The 3,344-nt window shown below is 71.1% G+C and carries 4 protein-coding genes; all 4 read right to left on the bottom strand.

The window, feature by feature from the left end:
- Positions 1-196: alcohol dehydrogenase catalytic domain-containing protein (locus tag PROKR_RS34595; RefSeq protein ID WP_036963002.1), on the bottom strand; the 196-nt coding region annotated here is incomplete at its 3' end.
- A gap of 96 nt (positions 197-292) precedes the next feature.
- Entirely contained in the window at positions 293-721 is a 429-nt protein-coding gene (locus tag PROKR_RS10735; RefSeq protein WP_036963004.1) for a VOC family protein, read from the bottom strand.
- A 53-nt stretch (positions 722-774) separates the two neighbouring features.
- Positions 775-2,886 (bottom strand): excinuclease ABC subunit UvrB, encoded by a 2,112-nt coding sequence (gene uvrB / locus PROKR_RS10740; protein WP_036963006.1) that lies wholly within the window; start codon positions 2,884-2,886, stop codon positions 775-777.
- 48 nt (positions 2,887-2,934) lie between these two features.
- Positions 2,935-3,344: pyroglutamyl-peptidase I family protein (locus tag PROKR_RS10745; protein WP_036963008.1), on the bottom strand; the 410-nt coding region annotated here is incomplete at its 5' end.

Here is a 3,344-nt window from a genome sequence, read left to right on the forward strand (position 1 = left end):
GCGGGCGGGGGCCGGTGAAGGTGCCCATCATCGCGCGCGCGACGAGCGGCTGCCCGGTGGCGTAGTGCCAGTCATAGGGGTTGACGCCGGCCGCGCGAACCTTGACCAGCACCTGCCCCTCGCCGGGCTCCGGGTCGGGCACCTCGCCGACCCTGAGGTGTTCCCAGCCGTACCTGTCCTGCGTCAGTGCCCGCATTCGGCCTCCTGGCCCCGCTCGCCCGGACGTGCGCTGCCCCCTGCGCGATCAGGGTCCACCGGGCCGGGCGAACGGGTCAAGGATGAACTCGGGCCGTCACTGCAGGCAGAACTCGTTGCCCTCCGGGTCGCGCAGCACGATCCAGAACTCGCCGAGCTCGGTCATCTCGTCGACGACGCTCGCCCCGAGGGCGACGACGCGCTCCGCCTCGGCCCGGACCTTCGCGATGCGCTCGGCGCCGCTCAGGCCGCCGCTCACGTTGACGTCGAGGTGCATGCGGTTCTTCGCGGCCTTGGGCTCGGGGACCTTCTGGATGAAGATGCGCGGGCCGGCGCCGTCGGGGTCGCGCACGGCGTTCTTGTCGTTCCAGCGCTCCTCGGGCAGGCCCCAGGCCGTCAGGGCCTCCTCCCACGTGACGAAGCCCCCGGGCGGCTCCTCTCGCACGTAGCCCAGCACCCGGCACCAGAAGTCACCGAGCGCGCGGGGGTCTGCCGCGTCGAAGGTCACCTGGAACGTCAGCGCCATCGTGGGGCTCCTCGTGTCGGTGGTGGGTGTCAGTGGCCGGTGCCGGGCCGCGCTCAGGCGGTCGCGGCCTGCATCTGCCGCAGCTCCTTCTTGAGGCCCGAGATCTCGTCGCGCAGGCGCGCCGCCACCTCGAACTGCAGCTCCGCGGCCGCGGCGTGCATCTGGTCGGCGAGCTCCTGGATGAGCTCCGCCAGCTCGCTCGCGGCGGCGCCCGCCAGCCGGTTGCCGCTCGACGCGGCCTCCTTGGGCGAACCGGGCACGGGCGCCCGGCCCTCGCCCTTCGCCTTGCGGCTGTTGCGGTACCCGCCGGCCAGCAGCTCGGCGGTGTCGAGGTCCTCGCGGGCGAGCATGTCGGTGACGTCAGCGATCTTCTTGCGCAGCGGCTGGGGGTCCAGCCCGCGCTCGGTGTTGTACGCGATCTGCTTCTCGCGGCGCCGGTTGGTCTCGTCCAGTGCCATCTGCATGGCCGGCGTGATCTTGTCGGCATACATGTGCACCTGGCCCGAGACGTTACGGGCGGCACGGCCGATCGTCTGGATCAGCGAGCGCCCGGACCGCAGGAAGCCCTCCTTGTCGGCGTCGAGGATCGCGACCAGCGACACCTCGGGCAGGTCGAGGCCCTCACGCAGCAGGTTGATGCCCACCAGCACGTCGTACTCGCCGAGCCGCAGCTCGCGCAGCAGCTCCACGCGGCGGAGCGTGTCCACGTCGGAGTGCAGGTAGCGCACCCGGACGTTGCGCTCCAGGAAGTAGTCCGTGAGGTCCTCGGCCATCTTCTTGGTCAGCGTGGTCACCAGCACGCGCTCGTCGCGGTCCACCCGGTCGCGGATCTCGCCGAGCAGGTCGTCGATCTGCCCCGTCGTCGGCTTGATGACCACCTCGGGGTCCACCAGGCCGGTGGGGCGGATGACCTGCTCCACGACGCCGTCGGACAGCGAGCGCTCGTAGTCGCCGGGCGTGGCCGACAGGTACACCGTCTGGCCGATCCGCTCGGTGAACTCCTCCCACTTCAGCGGGCGGTTGTCCATGGCGCTGGGCAGGCGGAACCCGTGGTCCACCAGCGCGCGCTTGCGCGAGGCGTCGCCCTCGAACATGGCCCCGATCTGCGGCACGGTCTGGTGCGACTCGTCGATGACGAGCAGGAAGTCCTCGGGGAAGTAGTCGAGCAGCGTGTTGGGCGCGGTGCCCGGCTCGCGGCCGTCGATGTGCATCGAGTAGTTCTCGATGCCGGCGCAGGTGCCGATCGAGCGCATCATCTCGATGTCGTAGGTGGTGCGCATGCGCAGCCGCTGCGCCTCCAGCAGCTTGCCCTGCTTCTCCAGCTCGGCCAGCCGCTCCTCCAGCTCCTTCTCGATGCCGCCGATGGCGCGCTCCATGCGTTCCGGGCCGGCGACGTAGTGCGTGGCCGGGAACACGTAGATCGACTTCTCGTCGCGGACGACGTCGCCCGTGAGCGGGTGCAGGGTCTGGATCGACTCGATCTCGTCGCCGAACATCTCGATCCGGATCGCCAGCTCCTCGTACACGGGGATGATCTCGACCGTGTCGCCGCGCACCCGGAACGTGCCGCGCGTGAACGACATGTCGTTGCGCGTGTACTGCATGGTCACGAACTGGCGCAGCAGCTGGTCCCGGTCGACCACGTCGCCGACGTCGAGCCGGACCATGCGGTCCACGTACTCCTGCGGCGTGCCGAGGCCGTAGATGCAGGACACCGAGGCGACCACGACGACGTCGCGCCGCGTCAGCAGCGACGAGGTCGCGGAGTGGCGCAGCCGCTCCACCTCGTCGTTGATCGAGGAGTCCTTCTCGATGTAGGTGTCCGTCTGCGCGATGTACGCCTCGGGCTGGTAGTAGTCGTAGTACGAGACGAAGTACTCGACCGCGTTGTTGGGCAGCAGCTCACGGAACTCCGTGGCGAGCTGCGCGGCGAGCGTCTTGTTCGGCGCCATCACCAGGGTCGGGCGCTGGAGCTTCTCGACGAGCCAGGCCGTGGTCGCGGACTTGCCCGTACCCGTGGCGCCGAGCAGCACCACGTCCTTCTCGCCCGCCTGGACGCGTTCGGTGAGCTCGGCGATGGCCGTCGGCTGGTCGCCGGCGGGCTGGTACTCGGAGATGACCTCGAACGGGGCCACCGTGCGCTGCAGGTCGGTCACGGGTCGCATGCCACTACCGTACGGCGGACCACTGACACTCCGGTGAACGAGCCCCCGTCAGTGCAGCGTGCCCGCCGCCACCGCCGGCTCGCTCACCTCGCCGCGGACCGCCCCCAGGGCCGTGCGCACGACGATCTCCAGGGCGCCGGCCAGGGCGTCGACCGGGAGGTGCGGTTCGCCGCCGTCGGTCGGGGCGGACTCGGAGTCCCGCGCCGCCAGCTCCTCCGTGGTGCGCGGCACGTGGACGAAGCCCGAGAGCACCCCGGGGTGCTCGGCGAGCGCGTGCTGCAGGGCGTAGAAGGTGGCGTTGCAGACGTACGTCCCGGCGCTGTAGGTGACCCCGGCCGGGATGCCCGCCTCGCGGACGGCGGCGACGGCCGCCTTGGCGGGCAGCGTGGTGAACCGGGCGGCGGGGCCGCCGTCGACCACGGGGGCGTCGACCGGCTGGGCGCCGCCGTTGTCGGGGA

The organism is Promicromonospora kroppenstedtii DSM 19349 (assembly GCF_000515355.1).
GTDB lineage: Bacteria > Actinomycetota > Actinomycetes > Actinomycetales > Cellulomonadaceae > Promicromonospora > Promicromonospora kroppenstedtii.